The sequence below is a fragment of the Mesorhizobium sp. M7D.F.Ca.US.004.03.1.1 genome, assembly GCF_003998635.1.
Taxonomy (GTDB): domain Bacteria; phylum Pseudomonadota; class Alphaproteobacteria; order Rhizobiales; family Rhizobiaceae; genus Mesorhizobium; species Mesorhizobium loti.
Genome location: NZ_RZQG01001495.1, coordinates 1 through 847, shown reverse-complemented (window position 1 = coordinate 847; position 847 = coordinate 1). Strand labels below are relative to the sequence as shown.

The 847-nt window shown below is 59.1% G+C and carries 1 protein-coding gene; it reads left to right on the top strand.

From position 1 onward, the window contains the following. A partial coding sequence (locus EN935_RS38205; RefSeq protein WP_164771830.1) for an amino acid ABC transporter ATP-binding protein occupies positions 1-637 on the top strand: 637 nt, incomplete at its 5' end. Positions 638-847 lie beyond the last annotated feature (210 nt).

Here is an 847-nt window from a genome sequence, read left to right as displayed (position 1 = left end):
GTGCATCAACCTGCTCGAGAAGCCCGACGGAGGAACCGTTGCCATTAACGGAACCGTCGTCAACCAGATCGAAGGGCGCCGGGGCTGTCGAGCCCCGACTGAAGCCGAGTTGCGCAAGCTGCGGACCCAGGTCGGGATCGTGTTCCAGCAGTTCAATCTCTTCCCAAACATGACAGCCCTGGAGAACGTCACCGAAGCGCCACGGGCAGTTCTGAAACAACCGCCTGCGGAAGCCAAGGACAAGGGCATGGCGCTACTGGCCTCGGTTGGGCTCGCAGACAAGCTGCACAATTACCCGCATCAGCTTTCCGGGGGCCAACAGCAGCGTGTCGCCATCGCAAGGGCGCTCGCGCTTCGACCCAGCGTGATGTTGTTTGATGAAGTGACGTCGGCCCTGGATCCGGAACTCGTCGACGAAGTCCTGCGCGTCATGAAGAATCTCGCCGCTGGCGGGATGACCATGCTGGTGGTCACGCACGAGATCGATTTCGCGAAAGAAGTCTGCGACAAGGTTGTGTTCATGGACGCGGGCGTCATTGTCGAAGCCGGCAAGCCTTCAGAGGTTATTTCAGCGCCCGCCCATCCGCGAACGCAAGCCTTTCTGCAACGCAACCTTCGGACACGAACTGCCGTATAGTCGAGCTGTGTTTGCAAGCGCGGATGCGACAATCGCCTTTCATGATCAGTCAATGGACCGCTTCCGTCTCTTGACGGAAGGCGAGCAGGTGCCGTTGGCAGCATTTCGAAAAAGGGCGCCGTGTTGGCTTATCCCGGCATCACTTTCAACGTTATTGGAATGACGGCAGGCGCCTAGCCCAAAGCCGCCTCAACAAGAGGCTTCTTGGGG